Origin of the sequence: Streptomyces sp. NBC_01515 (assembly GCF_045040345.1) — a bacterium.
GTDB lineage: Bacteria > Actinomycetota > Actinomycetes > Streptomycetales > Streptomycetaceae > Streptomyces.
Genome location: NZ_CP109416.1, coordinates 10,672,961 through 10,699,461 on the forward strand (window position 1 = coordinate 10,672,961; position 26,501 = coordinate 10,699,461).

General features: G+C 70.8%; 24 protein-coding genes. 13 read left to right on the plus strand and 11 right to left on the minus strand.

Annotated features, from left to right (window positions below; genetic code table 11):
• Positions 1 to 2: 2 nt before the first annotated feature.
• The 5 genes from OG407_RS47160 to OG407_RS47180 all read right to left on the minus strand — a co-directional run bounded on the left by OG407_RS47160 (position 3) and on the right by OG407_RS47180 (position 5,317).
• Entirely contained in the window at positions 3 to 1,073 is a 1,071-nt protein-coding gene (locus tag OG407_RS47160; protein WP_405867308.1) for an ABC transporter permease, read from the minus strand.
• Positions 1,070 to 1,981 (minus strand): ABC transporter permease, encoded by a 912-nt coding sequence (locus OG407_RS47165; protein ID WP_405867310.1) that lies wholly within the window; start codon positions 1,979 to 1,981, stop codon positions 1,070 to 1,072. The genes OG407_RS47160 and OG407_RS47165 overlap by 4 nt, the downstream gene beginning before the upstream one ends.
• The gene (locus OG407_RS47170; protein ID WP_405867312.1) at positions 1,974 to 3,629 is read right to left on the minus strand and encodes an ABC transporter substrate-binding protein; all 1,656 of its coding nucleotides are present in this window, start codon (positions 3,627 to 3,629) and stop codon (positions 1,974 to 1,976) included. Before OG407_RS47170 ends, OG407_RS47165 begins: the two co-directional genes overlap by 8 nt.
• A 153-nt stretch (positions 3,630 to 3,782) precedes the next feature.
• On the minus strand, positions 3,783 to 4,586 hold the full coding sequence (locus OG407_RS47175; protein ID WP_405867314.1) for an N-acyl homoserine lactonase family protein: 804 nt from the start codon (positions 4,584 to 4,586) through the stop codon (positions 3,783 to 3,785).
• A gap of 179 nt (positions 4,587 to 4,765) precedes the next feature.
• Entirely contained in the window at positions 4,766 to 5,317 is a 552-nt protein-coding gene (locus OG407_RS47180; protein ID WP_405867316.1) for a CGNR zinc finger domain-containing protein, read from the minus strand.
• A gap of 106 nt (positions 5,318 to 5,423) precedes the next feature.
• Between OG407_RS47180 and OG407_RS47185 the strand changes: the two genes are divergently transcribed.
• Both OG407_RS47185 and OG407_RS47190 read left to right on the plus strand, forming a co-directional pair.
• Positions 5,424 to 6,656, plus strand: a complete 1,233-nt coding sequence (locus OG407_RS47185) for an MFS transporter (protein WP_405867318.1) — start codon at positions 5,424 to 5,426, stop codon at positions 6,654 to 6,656.
• Positions 6,657 to 6,787: 131 nt separating this feature from the next.
• The gene (locus OG407_RS47190; protein ID WP_405867320.1) at positions 6,788 to 9,178 is read left to right on the plus strand and encodes an ATP-binding cassette domain-containing protein; all 2,391 of its coding nucleotides are present in this window, start codon (positions 6,788 to 6,790) and stop codon (positions 9,176 to 9,178) included.
• Positions 9,179 to 9,196: 18 nt separating this feature from the next.
• Here the strand turns inward: OG407_RS47190 and OG407_RS47195 are convergent, their stop codons facing one another.
• On the minus strand, positions 9,197 to 9,808 hold the full coding sequence (locus OG407_RS47195) for a TetR/AcrR family transcriptional regulator (RefSeq protein WP_405867322.1): 612 nt from the start codon (positions 9,806 to 9,808) through the stop codon (positions 9,197 to 9,199).
• A 150-nt stretch (positions 9,809 to 9,958) separates the two neighbouring features.
• On the opposite strand from OG407_RS47195, the gene OG407_RS47200 reads away from it, so the two are divergent.
• From OG407_RS47200 to OG407_RS47235, 8 genes are all read left to right on the plus strand, one after another.
• Positions 9,959 to 10,513, plus strand: a complete 555-nt coding sequence (locus tag OG407_RS47200; protein WP_405867324.1) for an ester cyclase — start codon at positions 9,959 to 9,961, stop codon at positions 10,511 to 10,513.
• Between the two features lie 183 nt (positions 10,514 to 10,696).
• Positions 10,697 to 11,392, plus strand: a complete 696-nt coding sequence (locus OG407_RS47205) for a type 1 glutamine amidotransferase domain-containing protein (protein WP_405867326.1) — start codon at positions 10,697 to 10,699, stop codon at positions 11,390 to 11,392.
• Between the two features lie 154 nt (positions 11,393 to 11,546).
• Positions 11,547 to 12,596: an alpha/beta fold hydrolase gene (locus OG407_RS47210; protein ID WP_405867328.1), complete on the plus strand. Its 1,050-nt coding sequence runs from the start codon at positions 11,547 to 11,549 to the stop codon at positions 12,594 to 12,596.
• 94 nt (positions 12,597 to 12,690) lie between these two features.
• Complete coding sequence (locus tag OG407_RS47215; protein WP_405867330.1) at positions 12,691 to 13,308, plus strand: VOC family protein; 618 nt, start codon at positions 12,691 to 12,693, stop codon at positions 13,306 to 13,308.
• Positions 13,309 to 13,466: 158 nt separating this feature from the next.
• Positions 13,467 to 14,234, plus strand: a complete 768-nt coding sequence (locus tag OG407_RS47220) for an SDR family NAD(P)-dependent oxidoreductase (RefSeq protein WP_405867332.1) — start codon at positions 13,467 to 13,469, stop codon at positions 14,232 to 14,234.
• Positions 14,235 to 14,257: 23 nt separating this feature from the next.
• Positions 14,258 to 15,652, plus strand: a complete 1,395-nt coding sequence (locus OG407_RS47225) for a dihydrolipoyl dehydrogenase family protein (RefSeq protein WP_405867334.1) — start codon at positions 14,258 to 14,260, stop codon at positions 15,650 to 15,652.
• On the plus strand, positions 15,649 to 16,494 hold the full coding sequence (locus OG407_RS47230) for an alpha/beta fold hydrolase (protein WP_405867336.1): 846 nt from the start codon (positions 15,649 to 15,651) through the stop codon (positions 16,492 to 16,494). The genes OG407_RS47225 and OG407_RS47230 overlap by 4 nt, the downstream gene beginning before the upstream one ends.
• A gap of 159 nt (positions 16,495 to 16,653) precedes the next feature.
• Positions 16,654 to 19,431, plus strand: a complete 2,778-nt coding sequence (locus OG407_RS47235; protein ID WP_405867338.1) for an AAA family ATPase — start codon at positions 16,654 to 16,656, stop codon at positions 19,429 to 19,431.
• 75 nt (positions 19,432 to 19,506) lie between these two features.
• On the opposite strand, the gene OG407_RS47240 is transcribed toward OG407_RS47235, so the two are convergent.
• Positions 19,507 to 20,160 carry an SDR family oxidoreductase gene (locus tag OG407_RS47240; protein ID WP_405867340.1) on the minus strand — a complete coding sequence of 218 codons (654 nt, stop codon included), beginning with the start codon at positions 20,158 to 20,160 and terminating at the stop codon, positions 19,507 to 19,509.
• Between the two features lie 582 nt (positions 20,161 to 20,742).
• Here OG407_RS47240 and OG407_RS47245 point away from each other — a divergent pair.
• From OG407_RS47245 to OG407_RS47255, 3 genes are all read left to right on the plus strand, one after another.
• Complete coding sequence (locus OG407_RS47245; RefSeq protein ID WP_405867342.1) at positions 20,743 to 21,723, plus strand: DUF4331 family protein; 981 nt, start codon at positions 20,743 to 20,745, stop codon at positions 21,721 to 21,723.
• Positions 21,724 to 21,789: 66 nt separating this feature from the next.
• Positions 21,790 to 22,500, plus strand: a complete 711-nt coding sequence (locus tag OG407_RS47250; protein WP_405867344.1) for an SDR family NAD(P)-dependent oxidoreductase — start codon at positions 21,790 to 21,792, stop codon at positions 22,498 to 22,500.
• Positions 22,501 to 22,918: 418 nt separating this feature from the next.
• Complete coding sequence (locus OG407_RS47255; RefSeq protein ID WP_405867346.1) at positions 22,919 to 23,761, plus strand: MHYT domain-containing protein; 843 nt, start codon at positions 22,919 to 22,921, stop codon at positions 23,759 to 23,761.
• Between the two features lie 44 nt (positions 23,762 to 23,805).
• Here OG407_RS47255 and OG407_RS47260 read toward each other — a convergent pair whose 3' ends face one another.
• The 4 genes from OG407_RS47260 to OG407_RS47275 form a co-directional block, all read right to left on the minus strand.
• Positions 23,806 to 24,606: an aminoglycoside 3'-phosphotransferase gene (locus OG407_RS47260; RefSeq protein ID WP_405868950.1), complete on the minus strand. Its 801-nt coding sequence runs from the start codon at positions 24,604 to 24,606 to the stop codon at positions 23,806 to 23,808.
• A 10-nt stretch (positions 24,607 to 24,616) separates the two neighbouring features.
• Positions 24,617 to 24,859 (minus strand): helix-turn-helix transcriptional regulator, encoded by a 243-nt coding sequence (locus OG407_RS47265; protein ID WP_328675236.1) that lies wholly within the window; start codon positions 24,857 to 24,859, stop codon positions 24,617 to 24,619.
• Entirely contained in the window at positions 24,859 to 25,512 is a 654-nt protein-coding gene (locus OG407_RS47270) for a DUF2975 domain-containing protein (RefSeq protein WP_405867349.1), read from the minus strand. The genes OG407_RS47265 and OG407_RS47270 overlap by 1 nt, the downstream gene beginning before the upstream one ends.
• A 135-nt stretch (positions 25,513 to 25,647) precedes the next feature.
• On the minus strand, positions 25,648 to 26,469 hold the full coding sequence (locus OG407_RS47275; protein ID WP_405867351.1) for a class I SAM-dependent methyltransferase: 822 nt from the start codon (positions 26,467 to 26,469) through the stop codon (positions 25,648 to 25,650).
• Between the last annotated feature and the right edge of the window lie 32 nt (positions 26,470 to 26,501).

Here is a 26,501-nt window from a genome sequence, read left to right on the forward strand (position 1 = left end):
GGTCATCCTTTCCGTAGCCGCGGGTCGAGGACCGTGTACAGCAGGTCCACCGCGTGGTTGACCAGGGTGAAGAGGAGGGCGATGGCGAGGGCGGCGCCCTGCACGACGGGGTAGTCGCGTTGCAGGACGCCCTGCACGAGCAGACGGCCGACACCGGCGTACGAGAAGACCGTCTCGGTGATCACCGAACCGCCGAGCAGGGAGCCGAACTGGAGCCCGAGGACGGTCACGATGGGCAGCCAGGAGTTGCGCAGCACGTGGTGGCGGATCACCACGCTCTCGCTGAGGCCCTTCATCCGGGCGGTCCGCACGAAGTCGTCGTCGAGGACCTCCAGGACGGAGGCGCGCACGATGCGGGTGATGAACCCGGCCATCGACAGCGCCAACGTGACGGCGGGCAGGATCAGATGCTGGATCCAGGGCCACACCAGCTCGGGGCGGTTCTGCAGGATCGCGTCCAGGAGAACGAAGTTGGTGGTCGGGTTGTAGTCGAGCGAGCTGGGCAGTCGGCCGAGAACCGGGAGCCAGCGCAGCCACACGCCGAACACGACGATGCCGAGCACGCCGAGCGCGAACCAGGGCAGCGAGAAACTCACCGTGGCCACGGCCCGTGTCGACTGGTCGATCCAACTGCCCTTGCGCAGCGCGGCGATGACACCGGTGACGACTCCGAGCAGGACCGCGATCGTCATCGCCGCGAGCGTCAGCTCGATGGTGGCGGGGAGCGCGTCGCCGAGCAGACCCAGGACGCTGTTCGAGCCGTAGAACGAGGTGCCGAGCCGCAGATGCACCAAGTCGTTGAGGAAGCTGCCGTATTGGACGATCAGCGGGCGGTCGAGGCCGAGTGCTTTGTTGACACGCTCCTCGTTCGCGGCCAGTTCGGACGCCGAGAGGTTGTTGCCGCCGGCCGCGAGCGAGGTCGCCGGTGAGCCGGGGAGCAGGCGCATCGCGAGGAACACCAGGCTGGCCAGCGCGAACAGGACGACGGGGATGACCGCGAGCCGTCGTAGGACCAACAGGGCTGTTCCCGCTGCCCACTTGGGTCGGGGGAGGGGGAGCAATGCGGTGGTCATGCCGGCCCCCGTACGTCGAGGGCGTCGCGCAGGTCGTCGCCCACGAAGTTGCAGGCGACGACGAACAGCAGCGTGAACGTCGCGGGCAGGACGACCAGTCGGGGTGCCGTGTAGAGGAACTCCTGGCCCGCCTGGACCATGTAGCCCCAGTCGGGCTGCGGGGGTTGGATGCCGAGGCCGAGGTAGGAGAGACCGGCGGCGAAACCGGCCGCGATCGAGAGGGTCATGACGACCTGCGCGAGCATCGGGCCCGCGATGTTCGGGAGGAGTTCGCGGGCGAGGATGCGCGGGGTGCGGGTGCCGCCCAGCTTGGAGGCGACGACGTAGTCACGGGCCGCCTCGCGCGCGGTCAGGGCGCGGGCCAGCCGGGCCAGTCCGGGCGCGAGGGACACCCCGATGCCGAAGACCAGACTGACCGTGCCCGGCCCCGCGGCTGCCACGAGGAGGATGACGAGCAGGATGGACGGGAACGCGAGCGCGAGATCCACGATCCGCATCAGCACCTGCTCCACGACCCCGCCCGCATACCCGGCGACGAGCCCGATCCCCGTGCCCACGACGGCCGCCAGCGCCGTAGCCGCGAACGCCACGAGCAGCAACGGCCGGGCGCCGTGCACGAGTCGGGCCAGCTCGTCACGGCCCAGGTCGTCCGTGCCGAAGAAATGCCCCGCTGACCCCATCGGCAACAGCGCCGACGACGTCTGCCGCAGCGGGTCCGCCTGCACGAACAACGGCCCTACGACCGCCACCAGGACCAGCACGATCAGGACGGCCCAGGACAGCACGGCCGGCCAGGACCGGGCCAGGCGGCGGCGACGCCATGCCGCGAGGACGGCCCGCCCGGTGAAGGCGGACGGAGCGGGCCGCACGGTCGCCACGGGTGGTGGAGCCGTCGTGGTGTCAGACACTGGCCTTCTCCATGTAACACCGGTGGTTGGCCAGCGCCGCCGTGTTCATGTGCTTCACGTGCGAGCCGCTGACCACCAGGTTGGCGAAGCAGGCCAGCATCGACAGGACCATGTAGTCCTCGGCCCAACGGCGTTGGATCTTCGTGTAGGCAGCCGTGCGCTGCGCACCGAGGGGCAGGTTCTTGGCCGTGTCCAGCTCCGCCTGGAGCGAGGTGGCGTCCTTGAGCGTGTCCATGCCGGTGATGGTCGCGCCGTAGAGCCCGGTGGGGCTGGCCATGGCGCCGACCATGTCGTTGGCGTCCGGGACGTAGGTGTTGCGCTCCCAGATCATCAGGTCGTGGTAGTCGTCCTTGCCGTCGAGGAGCCGGGTGAAATAGGTGGCCGGGTCGACGGAGGTGGTGACCACCTTGAAGCCGACGTCGGTGAGGTTCTGGGCGACGATCTGTGCGGCCTTCGGGTGCCAGGAGTCGCTCGCCGCCATGAGCCGGATACGCCGGCCGCCCGCGCCCGCCTCGGCGACGAGCTTCTTCGCCTTGGCGACGTCCTGCGTGCTGAGGTCGGCGAGGCTGGTGTCGTAGCCGCTCTGCGCGGGCGGGATGGCGTAGCCCCCGGGCAGCGCGCCGACGCCGTAGAAGGCCTGGTCGAGGATGGACTTGCGGTCGATCGCGAGGTTGATGGCCTGGCGGACCTTGAGCTCGGGGACGCGGCGGGCGTCGATCATCAGGATCGCGTTGGCGTTGTACGGCGTCTTGTAGACCGTCACCGAGTCGTCCTTGCGCAGCTGTGCGGCGGCGGAGTACGGGGTGAACTGGGTGGCCGAGATGTCGCCGCTGAGCAGCGAACTCACGATCGTCGACGGGTCCTGGACCTGGCGCAGCACCAGCCGGTCGACGGGCGGTCTGCCGAGGCGGAAGTCGTCGAAGGCCGTGAGGGTGATCGACTGGCCGGAGGTGGCGGCGGAGAAGGCGAACGGGCCGGTGCCGACGAGGTGCTTGCCGATGTCGGCGCCGTACTTCTTCAGCGCGGCCTTCGAGATGATGCGGCCACCGATGTCGGAGAGCTGGCCGAGGGCCGTGCGGTCCGGCTTCTTGAGGACCATCTTGACGGTGAGGTCGTCGGGGGCGGTCAGTGAGGCGACGTTCGCGCCGAGGTCGGACAGCGGGCGGGTGGCGCCCTTGGGGAGCGTCTTGTCCTTCTCGTCGAACTGCCGGCCCAGGCTGGCCAGGACGTCCGCCGAGGTGAGCGTGGTGCCGTCGTGGAACTTGACGCCCTCGCGCAGGGCGAAGGTGTAGGTGAGCTGGTCGTCGGAGATCGTCCAGCTCTTGGCCAGGTCGGGGGTGGGCTCGTTGGTCTCGAAGGAGATGAAGGTCAGGCCCCGGCAGATGCAGTCGACGGCCATCCAATCGCCCAACGAGGTGTAGAACGACGGGTCGTTGACCGCGCTGGTGGCGTCGATGGCCAGGGTCAGCGTGCCGCCCTTGCTGCTTCCCTTGGCGTCGTCGGCCGCGGCACCGCAGGCACTGAGCAGTGCGGGGAGCCCGAAGCCGACTCCCACGCCGAGCAGCCCCGCGCCCCGGAGCATGGTGCGGCGCGACGCCGTCGACGGGGCGGAGCCGGGTGAGGACGATCCAGCTGACTGGTCCGGCATGTGGGCCTCCTTGGGCACCGATCCTCGAATAATGGATCTCAAAGTATCGAGATTGGATCCAATAACATGTTCACGGGCCACAAGGTCTCTCTCGTGTCCCGGGTGTTAAAGGCGTGTGAACCGAGCTGTGGGGAGGGTGCCGGTCGGTACCGACTACGCGTTCGGCCGGCCCTTGCGGCGGATCAACTCCGGCCAGACCACGGGGTCATGACCGGGGATGAGCTCGTAGCCGCGTTCGGCGGCGATGCGCTTGAGGCGGCGGATGGGCTCCACCGTGCTCTCCGGGTCGACACCGATCGAGGCGCCGATCGGGCGCTCGTGCTCGATGTTCTCGGTGAGATCGGCCGCGTCGAAGGCGAACACGAAGCCGCCGCCGTCCGCGAGGTCGACGACGAAACTCTGGTGTCCTGGAGTGTGCCCGGCGGTCAGTACGGCGGTCACTCCCGGGGCCAACTCCGTGTCGCCGTCGGCCTGTTGCCAGTCGATGCGCGGGTCGTCGAAGTCGACGCGGAAGATCGAGTGCCGCTCTACGTCGGGCCGACCGGACAGGCCGTAGGAGAGTTCCTCGCGCTGCACGTGCACCGGCACCCGTCCCGCGAAGTGCTTGAGCCCGCCCGCGTGGTCGGCGTGCAGATGACTGACGGCCACCGCGTGGATCGCGTCCATCGGGATGCCGGCCGAGTCGAGGGCCTCCTCCAGGGGCTCGCCCGGACCCGGCAGGACCGGCCGGTAGTTGGGGGAGCCGTAGAAGCGGCGGCGCAGAGCCGGGTCCCGGATCAGCGCCGTGTTGAAGCCGGTGTCGAGCAGCAGCCAGCCGCCGTCGCACTCCAGGAGCACGGCCGGTACGGGTTCACGCAGCCGCTCCTCGTACGGGGCGCCGTGCACGGAGACGGACTTGGGGAGTTCTTCCCAGCCCAGCAGCAGGGGCACGATCCTGCGTACGCCGTGGCGGGTCATGAGGGGTGCGGGTGGGGCGGCTGGCGCATCGGCGTGATCCGTTCCGGGAGTGCATCATGGACGCCTGCGGGAGTGGGGGCTCGCCTGCGCGGGGATGGGCCATGGGGATCCACACTTTAAGTATGTGGATCCCAAAGGCGGTTGCGGAGAGGTGAACAAGTTCTCTCCCCACCCCCTCTTCAGCCCGTCCTGCCCCGCAGTGTCTCCTTCTTCGCCCGGTTTCCGCAGGTGCCCATGGAGCACCAACGGCGGTTCCCCGGGCGGGAGGTGTCCAGGAACAGGGCTCCGCACGTCGGGCCCGCGCAGTTGCGGAGGCGGGTGAGCGACGGGGAGGTGACGAGATCCAGGGCGTCCCGGGCGACGAGGGCGAGGGTGGCCCGGACCGGGTCGTCGGCCCGCCACGTGAGATGTCCCGCCGGGTCGAGGCGCGGCACGGGGACGGGATGCGCGGCGGCCGAGTTGACCCGGTCGCGCGAGTGGGCGTCGGGCGTCCGGCCGGCCCGCGCGGCGGTGATCAGGGCGTGGACGGCCTCCCGCAGATCACGCGCGTGCGCGGAATCGGGCTGCCCTGTGACGTCAGGACACGGACCGCACTGCCGCACCCACGCCAACAACGCCTCGGCGTCCGGGAGTTCCTCCACCACGTCCGGGGAACCGCGGTGGCGCAGGGTGCGGACGAAGTCCAGGCAGGGGCGGCCGACGCCCTGGCGGAAGCGGGGAGTTGCTGGCACGGGCTCAGCCTACCTCCGTAGAACCGGTTTAAGTGGTGCCGTGGGGCAGGCTCTCCTGCTACCGTCACCCGAACCAGTCAAACCGGTTCTCGCGTGAGGTGTGTCCGTGCCCCGCTGGGTGATCCTCGTCCTGTCCCTCGCCTGTGGCGTGGCCGTCTCCACCATCTACTTCCCGCAGGCGATCAGTTCGCTCGTCGCCGCCGACCTGGGCGTCTCCACGGGCTCGGCGGCCCTCGTCGTCACGGCGGCCCAGTTCGGGTACGCGGCCGGCATCTTCCTCCTCGTCCCCCTCGGCGACCGGCTCCCGCACCGCCCGCTGATCGTCACCCTGCTCGTGCTCACCGCCGCCGGACTGCTCGCCGCGAGTGCCGCGCCCTCGCTCCCGCTGCTCGTCGCCGCGAGCGCGGTCACCGGCGTGACGACCGTCGTACCGCAGATCATCATCCCGATGGCCGCCGGACTCGTACCCGCCGAACGCCGCGGAGCTGTCACCGGCACCCTCCTCAGCGGCCTGATCGGCGGCATCCTCCTGGCCCGTACCTTCAGCGGCACCCTCGGCGAGAGGCTCGGCTGGCGGGCGCCGTACGTCGTGGCGGCGGTGATCGTCCTGGCCCTGGCCGCGATCCTCTCCCGGGTCGTCCCGGACACCGAGCCGTCCACGCAACTCAGTTACCCGTCCCTGATAGCCGCGCCGCTGCGCCTCCTGCGCAGCGAACCCGACCTCCGCCGCTCCTGCCTCTACCAGGCCGCCGTCTTCGCCGGCTTCAGCGCCGCCTGGACCACGCTCACCCTCCTCGTCACCGGACCCACGTACGCCATGGGCGCCCAGGCGGTGGGCGTGCTCGGACTGGTCGGCGCGGCCAGCATGTTCAGCACCCCGCTCGCCGGCCGCCTCGCCGACCGCAGGGGCCCCGACACGGTCAGCCTCCTCGCCATGCTCGGCACGATCGCGTCGGCGGCGGTGCTCGTACCGGCCTACGGCGGCGGCACCGGCGGCCTGCTGGCCCTGGCCGCGGGCATGCTGCTGCTCGACGTGGCCGTCCAGTCCGGCCAGGTCGCCAACCAGGCCCGCATCTTCGCCCTGCGGCCCGAGGCCCGGGCCCGTATCAACACCGCGTACATGACCTGCGCGTTCCTCGGCGGCAGCGCGGGTTCCTGGCTCGGCGTGCGGACCTACGACCGGTTCGGCTGGAGAGGTGTGACCGGCCTGGTCGCCGCGCTGGCCGTGGTGGCACTCGCCCGTCACCTGCGTCACCTGCGCCGTGCGCGACGCGACAGGAGCCCCGGCCTGGCGGACCGGTCAGGATTCGAGAAGCGCGAGTCCACGCGCCGCCCGTAGCGTGACCGCCATGGACGTCACCGCGCATCGACGCCGGAAGCGGACGTACCGCTCGAAGCTTGGTTAGATCGAGCCGGGCGACGACCGCCGAGGGACCGTCGGCGGCCCGGCACAAACGGAGGGAAGGCACGATGAGCAAGGCCACGAGGACGGATACGCGGTCGTCCGCGCCGCACGCTGCCGACAGCCACGACCTGATCCGCGTGCACGGGGCGCGCGAGAACAACCTCAAGGACGTCAGCATCGAGATCCCGAAGCGCCGCCTGACGGTGTTCACCGGTGTCTCCGGCTCGGGCAAGAGCTCGCTCGTCTTCGACACGATCGCCGCCGAGTCGCAGCGGCTGATCAACGAGACGTACAGCGCCTTCGTGCAGGGCTTCATGCCGACCCTCGCCCGGCCCGAGGTCGACGTCCTCGACGGGCTGACCACCGCGATCATCGTCGACCAGCAGCGACTGGGCGCCGACCCGCGCTCCACGGTCGGCACCGCCACCGACGCCAACGCCATGCTGCGCATCCTCTTCAGCCGGCTCGGCAAGCCCTACCTCGGCTCGCCCAAGGCGTTCTCCTTCAACGTCGCCTCGATCAGCGGCGCGGGCGCGGTCACCATGGAACGCGGCGGCCAGAAGGTGAAGGAGCGCCGCAGCTTCAGCATCACCGGCGGCATGTGCACGCGCTGCGAGGGCCGCGGCTCGGTCACCGACCTCGACCTCACCCAGCTCTACGACGACTCCAAGTCCCTTGCGGAGGGCGCCATCACCGTCCCCGGTTACACGGGCGGCGGCTGGAACTCCCGGCTCTACAGCGAGTCCGGCTTCTTCGACCCGGACAAGCCGATCCGCAGGTTCACGAAGAAGGAGTTGCAGGACTTCCTGCACCGCGAGCCGACCCGGATGAAGATCGCGGGCATCAACATGACCTACGAAGGTCTGATCCCGCGCATCCAGAAGTCGATGCTCGCCAAGGACCGGGAGGGCATGCAGCCGCACATCCGGGAGTTCGTCGACCGTGCGGTCACCTTCACCGTCTGCCCCGACTGCGACGGCACCCGCCTCAACGAGGGCGCCCGCTCCTCGAAGGTCAAGGGCATCAGCATCGCCGACGCCTGCGCGATGCAGATCAGCGATCTGGCGGACTGGGTACGCGGCCTCGACGAGCCATCCGTGGCGCCGCTGCTCACCGCGTTGCGACAGGCCCTCGACTCGTTCGTCGAGATCGGTCTCGGCTACCTCTCGCTCAACCGGCCCGCCGGCACGCTGTCGGGCGGTGAGGCGCAGCGCGTCAAGATGATCCGCCACCTCGGTTCCTCGCTCACCGACGTCACGTACGTCTTCGACGAACCCACCATCGGACTGCACCCGCACGACATCCAGCGCATGAACGACCTGCTGCTGCGCCTGCGCGACAAGGGCAACACCGTGCTCGTCGTGGAGCACAAGCCGGAGACCATCGCGATCGCCGACCACATCGTCGACCTCGGCCCCGGCGCCGGTACGGCGGGCGGCACGGTCTGCTTCGAGGGCACCGTCGAGGGACTGCGTACCGGCGGCACCATCACCGGCCGGCACTTCGACGACCGGGCGTCCCTCAAGGAGTCGACACGGAAGCCCACCGGTGTGCTGGAGATCCGGGGTGCCGCGGCGAACAACCTCCAGGACGTCGACGTCGACATCCCGCTCGGGGTGCTCGCCGTCATCACCGGTGTCGCGGGCTCCGGCAAGAGCTCGCTCGTGCACGGGTCCATCCCGGCCGGCGGGAACGTGGTCTCCGTCGACCAGGGCGCCATCCGCGGCTCGCGCCGGAGCAACCCGGCGACGTACACCGGACTCCTCGAACCGATCCGCAAGGCCTTCGCCAAGGCCAACGGCGTGAAGCCGGCCCTGTTCAGCGCCAACTCCGAGGGCGCGTGCCCCACTTGCAACGGCGCCGGCGTCATCTACACCGACCTGGCGATGATGGCGGGCGTGGCCACCACCTGCGAGGACTGCGAGGGGAAGCGGTTCGACGCGTCGGTCCTTGAGTACCACTTCGGCGGCCGGGACATCAGTGAGGTGCTCGCCATGTCGGTGACCGAGGCCGAGGAGTTCTTCGGCGCGGGCGAGGCGGCGACACCGGCCGCGCACCGGATCCTGACCCGGCTCGCCGACGTCGGCCTCGGCTACCTCAGCCTCGGCCAGCCGCTCACCACCCTCTCCGGCGGCGAACGCCAGCGCCTCAAGCTGGCCACTCACATGTCCGAGAAGGGCGGCGTCTACGTCCTCGACGAACCCACCGCCGGCCTCCACCTCGCCGACGTCGAGCAACTGCTCGGCCTGCTCGACCGGTTGGTCGACTCCGGCAAGTCGGTCATCGTCGTGGAACACCACCAGGCCGTCATGGCCCACGCCGACTGGATCATCGACCTCGGCCCCGGCGCCGGCCACGACGGCGGCAAGATCGTCTTCGAGGGAACACCGGCCGACCTGGTCGAGGCCCGGTCGACGCTCACGGGGGAGCACCTGGCGGCCTACGTCGGCGCCTGAGCGGGGCCGCGACCGCGGTCAGCGAAGGGTGGCGACCGCCGTGCCGTGGAGGACTTCCTCTGCGCGGTCCCACGACCAGCCGTTCTCGATCACGAGCGTGCGCCACCCGGTGGGACCGAACCAGTACCAGAGGAGATCGCCGGTCTCCTTCGCCGAGTGGGACGGCGGGGGAGTCAGCGTGTGCAGATGGCGGGCGGCGGTGTGCAGCGCGTCCCGGTACGCGGCCGTCGCCCGCTCCCACAGTTCCTCGCCGTCCTCGTGGACGGGCAGCGCCTTGCGGATCGCCTCGTGCACCGCGAACTGCCCCTCGTTGCCCAGCCGCGTCCCATGGGCCAGCGCCTTCAGAACCGCCTCCGGCGTGCGCAGTTCGAGCAGCTCCTTCATGGCCTGCTCGTGGCCCGAGGCGAGCACGCCCTGGTCGACGATCAGGTTCAGGATGTCGCCCTTGCTGCCGACGCTCGCGAAGACCGTCTTCGGGGCGACACCGGCCGCCGAGGCGATGTCGGCGACGGTGACCCGGCCGTAGCCGCGCTCGGCGAACAGCTCCGTGGCGTGTTCGAGGATCAGCGCGCGCGTCCGTGCGGCGGCCTGTTCGCGCAGCGGGGAGACGTAACGGCGCGTGGGAGACATGGGTTCATCGTACGGCGATGAATTCAATAGGCGTGTTGTAACCTCAATTGCTGTGGGCCGAGATCAGCACCCGCTCGGCACGCATCGCACGTATCTCGCTTCTCTCTCCCTTCTCCTTCGCATCTCCTCGAAAGGGATCACGCAATGGGCATGGACGCCACGCAACTGGCCCACGGGCTCTTCCGCATCCTTGAGACCGGCGACCCGGCACTGGCCGCCGAGGTGGTGCACGAGGACTTCCGCAACCGCGAGTCGGCCGTCTCGCCCACGGCCTGCACGCTTCCCGGCCCCGCGGGAGTGCTCGCCTCCAGCGCGTGGATGCGCTCCGCCTTCAGCGACCTGGACTTCCCCGTCCTCGGCATCGCCCACAACGACGAGCAGGTCTGGCTACGGCTGCGCATGCGGGGCCGTCACACGGGGCCCTTCGTCCGCTTCCGTGACGGCGCGCTCGACCAGGCGATACCTCCCACCGGGCGTGACATCGACTTCGAGCAGATCCATGTGCTCGACCTCCGTGACGGCAAGGTGGTCGGGCATGAGGCGGTGCGGGACGACGTGACGATGCTCGGGCAGCTGGGCGTTTTCCCGCCGAGTCCCGCTGTCGGGCTGAGCATGCTCGCGTGGAAGGTGACGGGGCGAGCCGCGCGCGCTGCCGCGGACGTGACGGCGAAGGCCGCCGAGGCGGCAGCCGGGGCGACGCGGTAGGTCCCGGGGCGGAGCGGCCGAGTCGAAGGTCTCCCCTCCTGCGGTGGCCTTCGCCCGCCCAGGGACGACGACCAGGGTGTCCCACCGGTGCGACCGGCCCACCGCGCGCGACACCGTGGCTCCAGGTGGCGGTCCCGCAGTGCGCACGCGGGCGCCGGGCCCTGGACGGCAGGAGTGATTCAGATGGCGAAGGTCCTTTTCGTGCTGACCGGAGCGACGTACTGGGTGCTCAAGGACGGCACCCGGTACGCGACCGGGTACTGGGCCGAGGAGTTCGCGGCCCCGTACAAGCTGATCACGGAGGCGGGTCACGAGGTCGTGGTCGCGACACCGAACGGCGTGACACCCAACGTCGACATGATGAGCCTGCGGCCCTCCATGGCGGGCGGTGAGCAGGGGGCGCTCGACCTGGAGGAGATCATCCGGTCGGCGGAGGTGATGCGTAGGCCGCTCCAGCTGTCGGACGTCCGCCTTGAGGACTATGACGCGGTGTACCTGCCCGGCGGCCACGGCCCGATGGCCGACCTGGCACTGGACGCCGACGTGGGCCGGATCCTCACGGCGCAGCTCGCCTCGGGCAAGCCGCTCGCGATCGTGTGCCACGGCCCCTCCGCGATCCTGGCCACCAGGATCCACGGCGAGTCGCCCTTCAAGGGCTACCGGATGACCTGCTTCACCAACGAGGAGGAAGAGGGCGTCGGTCTGGCCTCCCGGGTCACCTGGCTGCTGGAGACGGAGCTGAAGGACAAGATCGGCGTCGAGTTCAGCCGCGGCGAGATCTGGAAGCCGTACATGGTGGAGGACCGCAACCTCATCACCGGGCAGAACCCGGACTCGGCCGCCGTCCTCGGGGAGCGGCTGCTGGAGTTGCTGAAGTAGCGCCGCCGCGAGTGACTGGTGCCTGGGCGAGAGGCTGAACCTCCCATATGCAAGGAAGCCGGTCGTGGCGCCCGGGCCGACCGGCGGTGGAACCTGATCAAGGCCGTCCTCCAGGGGGCGGCACTCCGGCATCCCCACAGGCAGGACGGTTCACATGATCAACAGGCGGGCTCTCGGCAGGACCATCGGGGCGGGAGCCATGGGGACCGCGGCGGCGTCCCTGGCGGGGTGGTTCAGCTCGTCACCCGCGTCCGCCGCTTCCTTGGGGAGCGAGGCGTCAACTGCCGGGCGGGCTACGGGCCGTACGTCCTTCGAGGCGCTCAAGCGGGTCAGGGCCGGGGAGTTGGACATCGGCTACGCGGAAGTCGGCCCGGCGAAGGGACCGGTGGTCGTCCTGCTGCACGGATGGCCGTACGACATCCACAGCTACGTCGACGTCGCGCCGCTGCTGGCCGCCGAGGGGTACCGGGTGATCGTGCCCTACCTGCGCGGGTACGGCACCACGACGTTCCGTTCGTCGAAGACCTTCCGCAACGGCCAACAGGCCGTGGTCGCCCTGGACATCATCGCGCTGATGGACGCCCTGCGGATCGAGAAGGCGCTGCTGGGCGGCTTCGACTGGGGCGCGCGGACGGCCGACATCATCGCGGCACTGTGGCCGGGGCGGTGCAAGGCACTCGTCTCGGTGACCGGTTACCTCATCACCAACCGGGAGAAGAACAAGCAACCACTGCCTCCCGCCGCCGAGTTGGCGTGGTGGTACCAGTACTACTTCGCCACCGAGCGAGGGGAACTGGGCCTGGCCCAGTACGGGCACGACTTCGCCAAGCTGATCTGGCGCAACGTCTCCCCGACCTGGCAGTTCGACGACGCCACCTTCGACCGCACCGCGAAGGCCTTCGAGAACCCCGACTACGTCAGCATCGTGATCCACAACTACCGCTGGCGGCTGGGCCTCGCGGCGGGCGACCCGCGCCACGACGGCATCGAGACCAAGCTCGCCGCGGGCCCGGCCATCACGGTGCCCACGATCACCCTCGACGGAGAGCTGGACCCCTTCACCCCGGCAGGCGACGGGAGCGCGTACCGCGCCAAGTTCACCGGCCCCTACGACCACCGTGCCCTCGCCGGCATCGGGCACAACCTGCCCCACGAGGCACCCGAGGCGTTCGCGCGGGCCGTCCTGGACGCCGACCGCCTCTGATGCCGTGGACCAGGGAGACTCCCTGGCGCGAACCCGGGCCGTAGGGGCGAGTCTGGTGGTGTCGGCAGTTCGTCCGAGAACGGAGGCGCAGCTCATGGACATGAAGCTCGAAGTGGTCGTGGTGCCGGTCGGGGACGTGGACCGGGCCAAGGATTTTTACACGGCGCTGGGCTGGCGGCTGGACGCCGATGTCGCGACCGGCGAGAACTTCCGGGTGGTGCAGGTGACCCCGCCGGGCTCCCCGGCATCGGTCATCTTCGGCACCTCGGTCACGTCCCAGACACCGGGATCGGCCCAGGGCCTGCACCTGGTCGTGGACGACATCGACGCCGCCCACGACGAACTCAAGCGGCTCGGCGCCGACCCGAGCGACGTGTTCCACGACGAGGGTGGCGTCTTCCACCACGCCGGGACCGACGCCCGGGTGCCCGGCCCGGACCCGAAGCGCAGCAGCTACGGCTCGTTCGTGTCGTTCAGCGACCCGGACGGCAACGGCTGGATTCTTCAGGAGATCACCACCCGGCTCCCGGGCCGCCTGGACCCCGCGGCCACGACGTTCGCCTCCGCCGAGGACCTGGCGAGCGCACTCCGCCGGGCCGCCGCGGCGCACGGTGAGCACGAGGCGCGCACCGGCGCGGAGGACCCGGACTGGCCCGACTGGTACGCGCAGTACATGGTGCGCGAGCAGGCCGGGACCGAGTTGCCGTCGTGAGTAAGCCGGCCTGTCGGGCGGGGGAGTCGCGCACCGGCCGCGGGGCAGGTGCCGACACGCGTCGAGGCCTGCGGGGTCCGCCTCACCGACGTCCCCGCGGATGATCCCCGGTGACGCCCGGTTCCGCGTCGTCCTCGACATGAGGAAGTGAGACCGCCATGGCCGAGAAACCGCTGGCCGGATCCGTCGCGCTGGTGACCGGTGCCAGCAGCGGCATCGGTGCCGCGACCGCGCGCCGGCTGGCCGAGGAGGGCGCGGCGGTGGCGCTCGTCGCACGGCGCCGCGACCGCCTGGACCGGCTCGCCCAGGACATCACCCGGCTGGGCGGCCGGGCCGACGTCGTGGAGGCCGACATCAGCGACCCCGAGCAGGCGTACCAGGCGGTCCAGGTCACGCTCGGGCGGCTGGAGCGGCTCGACATCCTGGTCAACAACGCCGGGATCATGCTGCTCGGCACGGCCCTGCACGCCACGATCGAGGAGTGGGACCGGATGGTCTCGCTCAACGTGACCGCATTGCTCCACGTCACCCACGCTGCCGTCCCGTACCTGATCGACGCGGCCACCACGTCCCCGCGGCAGGTGGCCGACATCGTCAACGTCGGCTCGACGGCCGGACGCGTCGCCCGCCCCGGGAGCAGCGTCTACAACCTGACGAAATTCGGCCTGAACGGCTTCACCGAAGCCCTGCGCCAGGAGCTGCTCGTGGAGCGCGTCCGGGTCGCCGTGGTCGAACCCGGCACCGTACGCACGGAGTTGGTGGACCACCTCGGCGAGGCCACCCGCGAGGCGGCTCTCCGGCAGGTCAGCGGCATCGAACCGCTGCGGGCGGAGGACGTCGCGGACGCGATCGCCTACATCGTCACCCGGGAGCGACGCGTGGCCGTCAACGAGATGCTGGTCCGCGCCGGTGACCAGACGTGGTGACCGCGGGCGAGGAGGACGGACGGATGAGCCAAAACCACGACCACGACCACGACAGCGATCACGAATACGACTACGACTACGACGTCATCGTGATCGGCGGGGGATCGCCCGGCGAGCACTGCGCCGGTGCCCTGGCCGAGGGCGGTCTGCGGGTCGCCCTGGTGGAGCGTGAACTGGTCGGCGGGGAGTGCTCGTACTGGGCGTGCATCCCGTCGAAGACGCTGTTGCGCCCGGGCGAGGCCGTGCACGGCGCACGGGAGGCCGCGGCGAGTGCCCAGGTCGACGTCGAACAGGCCCTGGCCTGGCGGGACTTCATGGTGTCGGACTACTCCGACGCCGGGCAGGAGCGCTGGCTGGCCGACACCGGCATCGCCCTGCTGCGCGGCTCCGGCCGGCTGGCGGGACCGGGCGTCGTGGAGGTGGCCGGAGCCCGCCACACCGCCGAGCACGTGGTGGTCGCCACGGGCGCGGCACCGGTCATGCCGCCGGTCCCGGGCCTGTCCGAGCTGACCGGCGTGTGGACCAATCGCGAGGTGACGGGCATGAAGGCGGTCCCGCGCCGACTGGTCGTGCTCGGCGCCGGACCCGTCGGCGTGGAGATGGCGCAGGCCGTCCGCCGGCTGGGCGGCGAGGTGGTCGTCACGGCCCACGGCGGGTACGTCCTGCCCCGCGAGCCCCGGCCCCTGGGCGAGGCGCTCGGCGAGGTGCTGCGCCGCGACGGGGTCGAGCTGGTGCTGGGTCCGCGCACGGTCGCCGCCCGGCGCGAGGGCGAGGACTACGTCCTGAGCCTCGACGACGGGCGGGAACTGCGCGGCGACCACCTCCTCGTCGCCACCGGACGCCGCCCGCGCGTCGACGACATCGGCCTGGACACGGTGGGCGTGAAGGCCGACGAGCACGGCATTCCCGTCGACTCGCGGCTGCGTGCCGCCGAGCGGCTGTGGGTCGTCGGCGACGCCACCGGCCTCTGGATGCTCACCCACGTCGGCAAGTACCAGGGCGAGGTCGTCGCCGCCAACATCCTCGGCGAACCCCGCGAGGCCGACTACACGGCCGTGCCCCGCGTCGTCTACACCGACCCGCAGGCGGCGTCGGTCGGTGCGGGCGAGGCACGGTTCAGCGCCACCGTCCCGATCTCCGGGGTGGCCAAGACCGCGGCCTACACCCGCGCCTACGCCGACGCCAACGGGTTCCTCACGCTGCTCAGCGACGGCCGGGTGATCACCGGCGCCCACGCTCTCGGCCCGGAAGCGGGGGAGTGGCTGCAACAGGCGACCCTCGCCATCCGCGCCCGCATCCCGCTGGACGTGCTCCGGGACACGATCCAGCCGTTCCCCACGTTCTCGGAGATCTACGTCGCCGCGCTCAAGGACCTGCATGAGCAGATCGGGGCCGCGGAGCGAAAGGCGTCGCCGTGACGCGCTACCGCACGCTGAAGGTCGACGACCTTGAGATCTTCTACCGCGAGGCCGGACCGCCCGACGCCCCCGCCCTGCTGCTCCTGCACGGTTTCCCGTCCTCGTCACGGATGTACGAGCCGCTGCTGGGGCGTCTCGCCGACCGGTGGCGGCTGATCGCGCCCGACCTTCCCGGGTTCGGCCACAGCAGCGCTCCCGCGCCGACCGGGTTCGCGTACACCTTCGACCACCTGGCCGAGGTCATGAACGGCTTCGTGGACACCCTCGGCGTCCGGCGGTACACGCTCTTCGTGCAGGACTACGGCGGGCCGGTCGGGTTCCGCATGGCCATGGCGCACCCGGAGCGGCTGGAGGCCCTGATCATCCAGAACGCGGTGGCCCACGAGAGCGGGCTGGGGCCGCTCTGGCAGACACGACGTGCCTTCTGGGCCGACCGTGCCACCCACGAGCCGGCACTGCGCGAGAACTTCCTGTCCCTGGCCGCCACGCGGGGCCGTCACCTCGGCGATGACCCCGCGACCGAGCGCTACGACCCCGACCTGTGGACGGACGAGTACGCCTTCCTGAACCGGCCCGGGCAGGCGGAGATCCAGCTGGAGCTGTTCTACGACTACCGCACCAACCTCGCCGCCTACCCGGCCTGGCAGCACTGGCTGCGCACCCGCCGACCCCGCACGCTCGTCCTGTGGGGACGCCACGACGCGTCCTTCCAAGTGCAGGAGGCCGACTCGTACCGGGCCGACCTGCCCGATGCGGAGATCCAGCTGCTCGACGGCGGCCACTTCGTCCTGGACACCTGTGCCGACGAGGCAGCCCAACGGATCCGGGCCTTTCTGACCTGACATCGCCACCGGCCGGAGACCTGCGTCGACTCCGCGGCTTGAACGCGTCCTGCCACGAGGCGGCGGCCGGGCCTTTGCCCGGTCAGGATTCAGGCCGCGGGCCCACCGCTGTAACGTGCAGTGTGACCAGGGGGCAGACCGCGACGAAGGCGGACAACCGTGGTGCATGCGGAGCACAGCTCACGGGACGGGTCAAAGGCCGGCCTGCTCGGCAGGCGGACCGAGTGCGCCCGGCTCGACCGGATGATCAGCGCGGCCCGTGGCGGGGAGAGCGGCACGCTCGTGGTCCACGGCCCACCCGGCGTCGGAAAATCGGCACTGCTCGACTACGCGGCCCGGTCGGCGGCCGACCTGCGCGTGCTGCACGCCGTCGGCATCGAATCCGAGATGGAGCTGGCGTTCGCCACGCTCCACCAGGTGTGCGTGCCCTTGCTCGAACGCCTGAAGAACCTTCCCCAGCCGCAGCGCGCCGCACTGGAGACGGTGTTCGGCATTCGCGCGGGGCCCCCGCCGGACCGCTTCCTGGTCGGGATGGCGGTGCTCGGTCTCCTCTCGGACGCCTCCGCGAAACACCCGCTGCTCTGCCTGGTCGACGACGCGCAGTGGATGGACCGGGTCTCCGCGCAGATCCTCGGCTTCGTCGCCCGCCGGCTGCTCGCGGAGTCGGTCGCCCTCGTCTTCGGAGCCCGCGAAGGGCCCAAGGACCTGCTCGGACTACCGGAGCTGGAGGTCACCGGGCTGCGTGACGCCGACGCCCACACCCTGCTCGACTCGGCCACCCACACCCGGCTCGACCAGGACATCCGCGACCGCCTCGTCGCGGAGACCAAGGGCAATCCCCTCGCCCTCCTCGAACTGCCCCGCGGCCTGACCATCACCCAACTGGCCGGTGGATTCGGCCTCTTGAACGGCGACACGCTCCCGGGCCGCATCGAGCAGAGCTTCCTGAGCCGGATCGAGGCCCTCCCGGACGAGACCCGGCTGCTCCTGCTGATCGCCGCCGCCGAACCGGTCGGCGATCCCGCCCTGGTGTGGTCGGCGGCCGGCCGTCTCGGTGTGACACCGGAGACGGCCCTCGCCGGCGGCACGGACGGGCTGCTGTCGTTCGACGTACGCGTCACGTTCCGGCACCCGCTCGTCCGGTCGGCCGTGTACCGCTCGGCGACGGAGGAGGACCGCCGGGCCGCGCACCTGGCCCTGGCCGAGGTCACCGACCCGAAGGCCGACCCGGACCGTCGCGCCTGGCATCTCGCGTCCGCCACCGCGGGCCCGGACGAGTCCGTCGCCGCCGAACTCGAACGCTCCGCCGACCGTGCGCAGGCACGCGGCGGGCTGGCCGCAGCGGCGGCGTTCCTCCAGCGATCCGTGGCACTCACCGGCGACACGTCACGGCGCGCCGAACGGGCGGTGGCCGCCGCCGACGTCAGCCTCCAGGCCGGCGACCTCGACGCCGCCCGCCGGTTCGCCGACACCGCGGACCGGTATGCCCAGAGCGAGTTCCAACGCGCCCGGGCCCAACTCGTGCACGGTCAGATCACGTTCGCGGCCGGCCTCAACCAGGAGGCACCACCACTGCTGCTGACGGCCGCGCGGCGACTGGAGCCCTTCGACCAGGACCTCGCGCGCGAGACCTACCTGATGGCGTGGGGCACCTCGGCACTGGTCGCCGCGGACGCCGACAGCCTCATGGCGATCTCCCGGGCGATGCGAGACCTTCCGGCGGCCAGGGGAACTCCCGGCACCCTCGACCTCGTCATCGAGGCCTGCGCGCTGCTCGTCACCGACGGCCGCGCCGCCGCCGTCCCCGCACTCCGGCGGGCCGTCACGGCACTCGCGGATCTTCCCGCGCCCGACGTGCTGAAGTGGGGCTGGGTGGCGAACGGCGTCAGCGCGGCCGTGTGGGACGACCGGGCCATGCGCAGCACGTACCGCCGGGCCGTCGAGGTGGCGCGCACCGCAGGTGCCCTGACCGAACTTCCCCTGTGCCTCACGTCGTTGGGCATGGCGACCACCTGGACCGGGGATTTCGACGCCGCCGCGTCGATCGTCGACGAGGCGGACATCGTCGCCGCGGCGACCGGCGTCCCCCTGGCGCCGCACGTCAGACTCCGGCTCGGCGCACTGCGGGGGCGCAGCGCCGACGCGGAGGCCCTCATCGCCGCCACCATCCAAGAGGCCGGTGCGAGCGGCCAGTTGATGGGAGTCACGGTCGCCCACTGGGCCGCCGCCGTCCTCTACAACGGCCTCGCCCGCTACGAACAGGCCATGTCCGCAGCCCAGATCAGCAGCCGCATCGCCGAACTGTGGGTCTCCGTCTGGGTGTTGCCCGAACTCGTCGAGGCGGCGGTGCGCGCCGGTGAGGAAGAGGTCGCCGGTGACGCGCTCGCCCGGCTCACGGACGCGGCGGAGCCGTGCGACACCGACTGGGCACAGGGAATCCTGGCCCGCTGCCGGGCCCTGCTCACCGCCGGAGCCCCCGCGGACCGCCTCTACCGCAGGGCGATCGAGCGACTGGGCCGGACCCAACTGCGCCCCGAACTGGCGCGCGCCCATCTGCTGTACGGCGAGTGGCTGCGCCGGGACCGTCAACGGAGCGACGCCCGGGGGCACTTGCGTACGGCCTACGAGATGTTCGGGTCGATCGGCATGGAGGCGTTCGCCGAGCGGGCCCGCCGGGAACTGCTCGCCACGGGGGAGACCGTCCGCAAGCGCACGGTCGAGGCCTCGTCGCGTGACGAACTGACGCCGCAGGAGAAGCAGATCGCGTCGCTCGTGCAGGACGGCTTCTCCAACCCGGAGGTCGGCTCCCGCCTGTTCCTGAGCCCGCGAACCGTCGAGTGGCACCTGCGGAAGATCTTCACCAAGCTGTCGATCACCTCCCGCAGACAGCTCCGTGACGTGCTGCCCCGCGGCGAGTACGAGGCCGCATCGGAGTAGGGGATCGCGCTCAGGGGATCAGCTGCTGGCCGCCGTCGATGTCGTAAGTCGCCCCGGTGAGCGCCGTGTTGGTCATCAGGTGCAGGGCGAGCGCGGCCACGTCCGACGGTCCCACCACCCGGCGGATCGGCAGCGTGGCACGCAACTCCTCCCGGCGGCGCTCCAGTTCGCGCCGAGCAGCCGCGCCGACAACGGGGTGTCGACGAACCCGGCGGCGATCGCGTTGACCCGGACCGGGGCGAGTTCGAGGGCCGCGTTCGCCGTGATGGCCGGCAGACTCGCCGCCGCGATGGCCGCGATGCTCAGCCCCACGCCGGGGCGGCGGGCGTGCGTGCCGGTGATGTACGTCAGCGACCCACCGGGACGGACACACGTCGCGCACTCCCGCGCGATACGCAGTGAGCCCAGCAGATGCTCGTCGAGCACGCTCCGCGCCTCGTCGAAGTCCATGTCGGCGATCGGCGAGTAGAGCGGCCCGCCGCCCGCGACCAGGACGTGGTCGACCGGCGCGGGCAGCTCCGCGAAGAACCGGTGCAGTCCCGGCCCATCACTCAGGTCGAGCCTCGCGGCCGACGCGCCCAGCTCGTCCCGCGCGGCGTCGAGCCGCCCCCGGTCACGTCCGGTGACGACGATCTTCGCGCCGGCCGCATGCGCCTGGCGTGCCGTCTCCAGCCCGATGCCGGAGCTGCCGCCGATGACGACGACGGTGCTTCCTGAGAGATCGTTCACTGCTGCCTCCGTAACGAGGTGGAGATGGAGATCACGGCGACCGGCGGGCCGTGGAGGCACTGGAAACGCCGGTTCCCCGGACGCTCGCCGGGTCACCGGGGTGCCGGGAGAGCGGCAGCTACCGCACGACGTCCCGCATCTGCTGCCGGATCACACGCAAGGCCGTCCGCACGGGCGGTCACCTCCTCAAGGGTCTCGCCGCTCGGCCCGTACGGCACCTCCACGACGAGCGTGACCGGAACTCCCGGCCGCTCTCCGCGCGCCGGACACGCAGGGGCATCGAGCCGAGTGTCCGATCGAGGCCGCCGGGATCGTCGGCGGCGAACAACCCGATCGTGCGCCACCCGCCGCGGTACCCGCCCCCGCGCCCGTGGTCCTCCCTGGCCGACGGCCGCCCAGGGTGTCGCAGGTCCCCCGTCCCCTGTCGATCGTCCCGGCACGGACCAGTGAGTTCTACGGGCGCGAGGGCTCCCCGTGCCGCAGGACCCTGGAAGAAGTCACCCACCGTCCCGCGAGCCGTAGCGCCAGGGCGACGAACTCCGCACGGCGCGACCTCCTCGTGGCCGACCGAGGGAATCGCCCATGTCCAACCACTTCAGCGCGGCCTATCTCAAGTTCCCCGGCGACGACGCGCGCCTGGACCTGACCGACCTGTTCGCCTTCCCGGCGTCCGGAGACCCCGGCAGAACGGTGTTGATCATCGACGTGAACCCGTTCGCGACGGGCCTGAGCGCGACCCCGCCGTTCCTGATGAGTGCCGAACTGCACCCCGACGCGGTGTACCGCATCAACATCGACAACGACGGCGACAACCAGGCCGACGCCGCCTTCTCGTTCGTGTTCACGGAGGCGGGCGACGGCAGGCAGACGGGCACGGCCTACTACGCCACCGGCGCCGACGCCCGGAGCGCCGAGCCGGCCGGTGAGGTGCTCGCCAGTGCCGTACCGGTCGGCTTCGACGCGTCGGCGCAACCCGTCGAGGCGGGTGGCTGCCGCTTGTTCACCGGCGTACGCAGCGATCCGTTCTTCGCCGACGCCGAAGGCGCCCTGCACGGCTTCGTGTGGACGGGAGAAGACGCCTTCGGCGACAAGGACGTGCAGTGCATCGCGCTTGAGGTGCCCGACGACATGCTCGGCCCGGATCCGCTGATCCACCTGTGGGCGACCGTCAGCGTGCGCCGTGACGGCGAACTCGTGCAGGTGGACCGCGGCGGGCAGCCGACGATCAACCCGTTCATCAATCCCGACTACGCGAAGGACGCGTACAACGCCGGGCATCCGGCGGACGACGTGGCGAAGTACCTGGGGCCGTGGTCGAAGATCCTGGAGGGGAACGGCTATCCGCCCGCCGAGGCGAACGCGGCGGCCGCCACCGTCCTGCCGGACGTCCTGGCCTACGACCGCGGCCGGCCCGCCGTCTATCCCAACGGGCGCGGCCTCACCGACGACGTCTTCATCGCCCGGATGTCCTTCCTGACGAACGGAAAGGTCACCTCGGGCGGGGTGATGCCGCACGACGACCTGCTGTCCGAGTTCCCCCACCTCGGACCTCCGCACCGGTAGAAGTGCCCCACCCGAGCGGACCTGCCGACCAGGCGGACCCGCACTGTCACCACCCCGAGGGCCACCATGGACGTTCCCGCCAAGAAGGTCGCCGTCGTCACCGGCGCCTCACAGGGCATCGGCGCCGGCCTGGTCGAGGCGTACCGCAAGCTCGGCCACTCCGTCGTCGCGACCTCACACGGCATCACCCCCTCCGAGGACCCGGACGTGCTCACCGTCCGGGGCGACATCACCGATCCGGCCACGGCCGAGCGCGTCGTCGCCGCGGCGATCGAACGGTTCGGCCGGATCGACACCCTCGTCAACAACGCGGGCCTCTACCTCGCCAAGCCGTTCACCGACTACTCCCGGGAGGAGTACGAGGCGGTCGTCGGCGTCAACCTGACCGGGTTCTTCCACATCACCCAGCTCGCCGTCCGGCAGATGCTCCGTCAGGGCACCGGACACGTCGTCCAGATCAGCACCAGCCTCGCCGATCACGCCAATTCCACGATCCCCGCCGTGCTGGCCTCGCTGACGAAGGGCGGGCTCCAGTCCGCCACCAGGGCGCTGGCGATCGAGTACGCCTCCCGCGGCATCCGCAGCAACGCGGTCGCGCTGGGCGTCATCAGAACTCCCATGCACCCGGAGACGTCCGCGCCGCTCGCCGCGCTGCACCCGCTGGGACGGATGGGCGAGGTCGGCGACGTCGTCGACGCGATCGTGTTCCTGGAGAACGCGACCTTCGTCACCGGCGAGATCCTCCACGTCGACGGCGGCCAGAGCGCCGGCCGCTGAACTCCCGCTACTGGTGGGCTTTGTGGGCAGTGGTGGTGAAGTATCGATTCGGCTAACACCCATCCAGGTTGTGTATGAATTGTGTGAGTGGCGTGATTGAATCATGCACAACTCGGCCTGGTGGCTTGAACTCGACCGTTCGGTTCCCCGTGTCCTGTGTCCTCAGCAGGATGTCCGCGCGCTCGTTCAGGTCCGGCCGAGCCGGTACGAACGTGCGGCAGGGGCGGGAGTGGTCGATCCGCGCGCGCCCCTGCCGTAGCGCACCTTGTGTTCCCGCGCCCCTCCCGACCGGAGGCCCGCGCCCGGCAGGCACCGCAATCGTCCGCGGTCCGCCGGACGGGAGCGTGCGCCACGTCACCGTGCCGGCATACCGCTACTGCGGTGCCGCCTGCCGTCACGTACGTGAAGGGAACCTTCCATGACCACAGCCGCCGCCGCGACTGTCTCCGACTTCTACTACGGCGCGGTGACCCCGGTCGCCGCCTATCTGATGGCGTGCCTGGGAGCGGCCCTCGGGCTGCGCTGCACGACCCGTTCGCTGCGCCGCCCGCAGCACAGAGCCCGCTGGCTGGCGCTCGGCGCGGTCTCCATCGGCTGCGGCATATGGACCATGCACTTCATCGCCATGATCGGCTTCAGCGTCGAGGGCGCGCTCGTCAACTACGACGCCACGAAGACCCTGTTGAGCCTCCTCGTGGCGATCGCCGTGGTCGCCGTGGGAGTGTTCCTCGTCGGTTACCGGGGCGGCTCCCCGCTGAACCTGGGTGTGGCCGGCGCGGTCACCGGGCTCGGTGTCGCGGCCATGCACTACCTCGGGATGGCCGCCATCCACACGAACGGCACCCTCCACTACGACACCGGGACCGTGGCGCTCTCCATCGTGATCGCCGTCGCGGCCGCCACCGCGGCGCTGTGGGCGGCGGTCTCCATCCACGCGCTGTGGGCGAGCCTCGGCGCGAGCCTGGTGATGGGCGTGGCCGTGACCGGAATGCACTACACAGGTATGGCCGCGGTCTCCGTCCACCTCACCAACGTGGCCGGGGCCTCACAGTCCTCGGCCGACCTGGTCGCCTTCCTCCTCGTCATGCTCGCCGGCCCGCTCCTCGTCCTCCTGGTCGCCGCCGTGATCGTCATGTTCGACCCCGACATGATGCTCGGCGAGACCGAGGCGAAGGCGTCGGAGCCCGCGCCGGCACCGCTGTTCGGCGGGGACTCCGCGTTCCCCACGAGGGAGCCGTCGCAGACCCGCACCTCCTGGTGACCTGAGACCCGGACCGCTTCACCGCATCACGCGGGTACGGCGGCTCAGTCCGAGAGCCGCCACAACAGCCGGTAATACCTGATCCGTTCCGGGCCCGGCTCGACTCCGTAGGCTTCGAGCAACGGCTCTTCCTGGCCGGGACCGTAGTTCCACCGCGTGCTCCACGTGGCGATGGCGAGGTCGGCCCAGCGGTCGGCGACTCCGAGCGCGCCGAGGTCCACGTGACCGCCGCACCTGCTGTCGTCGCCGATCAGGGTGTTCGGGGCGCAGGCGTCGCCATGGCAGACGACGGGTTCATCGACCGGCGGGATGTCGGTGAGCACGCGGAGCGCACGCTCGACGGTCCCGAGGCGCTGGAAGTCCTCGGGCCAGTCCGCCGGATCTATCAGGCCCGCCGCCGCCCGGGACCGCACCGCCTCCAGCCGCTGCCCGGCCGACCAGCCGAACGGGCAGTCCGCGACAGGCAGTTGCTCATGCAGGGCGCGCAGCCCGGTACCGATGGCGCGTACCGCGGTGCCGGGGTCGCGCTTCCAGTGGTCGTCCACGGCCATTCGCCCGGGCAGGCCGGCCGTGACGATCCAGGACCCCGTCTCGTCCGCGCCCTCGTCGAGGACGCCCGGCACCACGGTGAACGCCACCGCCCAGCGCAGGAGCACCACCTCGGCCGAGAGGCCGATGCCACTGCCCGCCGGCGTCCACTTCACGAACTGCCGCGCATCCCCCAGGCCGACCTGAAACGTCAGACCGCCGACTTCGTTCCGCCACACGGCCCGCACCGGCCGCCCCGCCGCGAGTTCGGTGACGATCCAGGGAAGCTCGACCGGCCCCCGGGGCGAGGTCGCCATCACCACGCCGTCACCCCTTCCCGTGCTGCGGGCGGTGGGTGAGGAGGTCGCCGGGCTGGCAGTCGAGGACTTCGCAGATGCGGGTCAGGGTGCTGAAGCGGATGGCCTTCGCGCGGCCGTTCTTGAGGATGGACAGGTTGACGTTCGTGACGCCCACCTGCGCGGCCAGTTCGGCCAGGGTCATGCCCCGCTCCTCCAGGATCCGGTCGAGGTGGACCTCGATGGCGTGCGGGTCGGCCTCGGCGGGGGACATCAGATGACGCCTTCGAGGTCTTCGCGCATCACGGTGCCGACCCGCATGATCCGGGCCAGGGAGAGCAGCCCGATGCCGGTGAGCAGGGCGAAGTACGGCATGCCGTGGTCGACGTCGTAGAGCAACGGCCTGTGGTCCGCCGTCCGCAGGGAGTTGAGCAGCGCGGCTCCCGCGACGCTCTCGGTGACGTGGCAGACGAGGCTGCCGACGGCCAGGTACCAGCCCAGGAGGCGTATACGGCCCGCGGTCCGGAAGGTGTACGGGCCGTCCTGGCGCGCGGCGCGGATCAGCCAGTACAGCAGGAACAGGGCGCCGATGTAGAGGGCGGAGGACGGCAGTTCGGTCAGCGTGCTGAGCAGACGTGCGCCGCCGCTCGGTGAGTAGTCGCAGTACCGCGGCGTGAACGAGACCACGATGCCGGGCTTGGGCTCCATGATCCGGCTGAACCAGTCCTCGCCACCGCCCTGTGTGGACGGGTCGGTGGCGCAGACCGAACCGTCGCCCCATCCGAAGACACCACCGATCCCGACCGCGGCGTACGCCTTCAGGACCAGGAACACCGCGACCAGCGCGCAGAGCACGGTGACCACGCCGGCCATGGGTTCCAGCGGGTTTCTGCTGCCGTTCTCGGCCCCGGTCGACTCGTCGGTCATGACGGACCGCCCCCTGTGTATCGTTTATCGATGTTATCGAAAAACGATACAGCGATGCGTACGCGGGAGGCAAGTGGCCCGCACACCGGCCGCCTTGCGCCCGGCGCGGCCCAACTCGTCCCGCAGGCAGGGGTGTTATCGCACCTCTGCCCATGCGGCCACGAGTTCCGGGACGTACACCGTCGCCCGCACCTCCGTACAGGCGTGCGCCATACGAGCCCGCAGTGTGTCGACGTCGACCTCTTCGGCGGTGGCGATTCCGCCGCGCTCCATCACCGGCAACAGACTGCGCGTCGACTCGGCGATGAGCGTCACCGCCGCCGAGTCGGGACCGCCCGTGGGCACGGCGACCGCCACGCTCGGATCGGAGAGCCCCGAGAGGCGTAGTACTTCGGCCAGTTGCTCACCCATGTCGGGGTCACGGCGCCCCTCGCGGAGCGCCGCGCAGATCCACCCCACCGACTCCGTCACCACAGGTACCGCGGGTACGGCGCGGGTCCTCGAAATATTGAAGTCCTGGAACGTGACCACACCACCGGGGCGGACGAACCGTGTCAGTGACTTCAACGTCCCCACCGGATCGTCGAGATGAATCAGGATCAGCCGTCCCACAAGGGCGTCGAAAGGCCCGGCGATTTCGAGATCGGGCAGCGTGCCCTGTTCGAAGCCGACGTTCCGAACGGAGGACCTGGCCGCGTTTTCCCGCGCACGCTCCAGGACCCCTGGCTCCATGTCCACACCGAGAACCCGGCCGCTTGAACCGACCACGCGCGCGGCGGCCAGCGATACTTCGCCGGTACCGCAGCCGACGTCGAGAACGCGCATTCCCTCGCGCAGTCCCGCCGTCCGCAGCAGGTGTTCGGTGTGCCTGTCGTACAGCGAGGCCTGTATGCCGAGCCTGTCCGCCTCCTCGGAGGCATTTCCCATCACGTAGGAACCCGGGTCTTTCTCGGTCATTCCTGGTCCGTCCATTGCTCTGGAATTTCTGC

What these genes read in the sequence shown, in the direction of transcription:
- OG407_RS47220 (WP_405867332.1), top strand. Translation starts at nt 13,467, where the DNA reads ATGGCCGAGAAACCGCTGGCCGGATCCGTCGCGCTGGTGACCGGTGCC.
- OG407_RS47205 (WP_405867326.1), top strand. Translation starts at nt 10,697, where the DNA reads ATGGCGAAGGTCCTTTTCGTGCTGACCGGAGCGACGTACTGGGTGCTC.
- OG407_RS47265 (WP_328675236.1), bottom strand. Translation starts at nt 24,859, where the DNA reads ATGTCCCCCGCCGAGGCCGACCCGCACGCCATCGAGGTCCACCTCGAC.
- OG407_RS47210 (WP_405867328.1), top strand. Translation starts at nt 11,547, where the DNA reads ATGATCAACAGGCGGGCTCTCGGCAGGACCATCGGGGCGGGAGCCATG.
- OG407_RS47215 (WP_405867330.1), top strand. Translation starts at nt 12,691, where the DNA reads ATGGACATGAAGCTCGAAGTGGTCGTGGTGCCGGTCGGGGACGTGGAC.
- OG407_RS47170 (WP_405867312.1), bottom strand. Translation starts at nt 3,629, where the DNA reads ATGCCGGACCAGTCAGCTGGATCGTCCTCACCCGGCTCCGCCCCGTCG.
- OG407_RS47175 (WP_405867314.1), bottom strand. Translation starts at nt 4,586, where the DNA reads ATGACCCGCCACGGCGTACGCAGGATCGTGCCCCTGCTGCTGGGCTGG.
- OG407_RS47225 (WP_405867334.1), top strand. Translation starts at nt 14,258, where the DNA reads ATGAGCCAAAACCACGACCACGACCACGACAGCGATCACGAATACGAC.
- OG407_RS47245 (WP_405867342.1), top strand. Translation starts at nt 20,743, where the DNA reads ATGTCCAACCACTTCAGCGCGGCCTATCTCAAGTTCCCCGGCGACGAC.
- OG407_RS47270 (WP_405867349.1), bottom strand. Translation starts at nt 25,512, where the DNA reads ATGACCGACGAGTCGACCGGGGCCGAGAACGGCAGCAGAAACCCGCTG.
- OG407_RS47260 (WP_405868950.1), bottom strand. Translation starts at nt 24,606, where the DNA reads ATGGCGACCTCGCCCCGGGGGCCGGTCGAGCTTCCCTGGATCGTCACC.
- OG407_RS47255 (WP_405867346.1), top strand. Translation starts at nt 22,919, where the DNA reads ATGACCACAGCCGCCGCCGCGACTGTCTCCGACTTCTACTACGGCGCG.
- OG407_RS47275 (WP_405867351.1), bottom strand. Translation starts at nt 26,469, where the DNA reads ATGACCGAGAAAGACCCGGGTTCCTACGTGATGGGAAATGCCTCCGAG.
- OG407_RS47190 (WP_405867320.1), top strand. Translation starts at nt 6,788, where the DNA reads ATGAGCAAGGCCACGAGGACGGATACGCGGTCGTCCGCGCCGCACGCT.
- OG407_RS47250 (WP_405867344.1), top strand. Translation starts at nt 21,790, where the DNA reads ATGGACGTTCCCGCCAAGAAGGTCGCCGTCGTCACCGGCGCCTCACAG.
- OG407_RS47195 (WP_405867322.1), bottom strand. Translation starts at nt 9,808, where the DNA reads ATGTCTCCCACGCGCCGTTACGTCTCCCCGCTGCGCGAACAGGCCGCC.
- OG407_RS47160 (WP_405867308.1), bottom strand. Translation starts at nt 1,073, where the DNA reads ATGACCACCGCATTGCTCCCCCTCCCCCGACCCAAGTGGGCAGCGGGA.
- OG407_RS47200 (WP_405867324.1), top strand. Translation starts at nt 9,959, where the DNA reads ATGGACGCCACGCAACTGGCCCACGGGCTCTTCCGCATCCTTGAGACC.